The organism is Brevibacterium sp. HMSC063G07, assembly GCF_001810665.1.
GTDB lineage: Bacteria > Actinomycetota > Actinomycetes > Actinomycetales > Brevibacteriaceae > Brevibacterium.
Window position 1 is genome coordinate 1 of sequence record NZ_KV802324.1, and the last position, 421, is coordinate 421.

Annotated in this window: 1 protein-coding gene; it reads right to left on the bottom strand. The window is 59.4% G+C overall.

Going from position 1 to position 421, the window contains the following annotated elements:
* Positions 1 to 147: 147 nt before the first annotated feature.
* Positions 148 to 421 (bottom strand): LPXTG cell wall anchor domain-containing protein (locus HMPREF2757_RS11335; RefSeq protein WP_141750136.1); only part of this gene is annotated, 274 nt, incomplete at its 5' end.

Here is a 421-nt window from a genome sequence, read left to right on the forward strand (position 1 = left end):
CATAACAGGCAACAGTAGCCCCGCCCAACACCACACAAAGCCAAAACCAGACCCAAAACCAGGCCCAAAAAAAGACCCCACACACAACCAACAAGGGCGGGTGCTCAGTCACCTGAACACCCGCCCCACAGGCCTACGGAATACCGATCAACCCAGCCTGCGACGGCTGCGCACCACTGCCCAAGCACCAGCACCCAACAGCACAACAGCAATCACAAGAATCCCCGCAACGCTCGCACCCGTACGCGGCAACGGACTATCACTGCCCTTGGCCTCATCGGAAGAAGTCGAGCTGTGCTGCTCGCCAGCACCGGTGGAATCACCACCAGATGCGGTTTGTTCAGCTGTGCCACCGGCTGCTGGTGGGTTCTTGTCCGATGAGCCCTGAGCCACGATCTTCAGCCCAGCACTCTTCACAGTC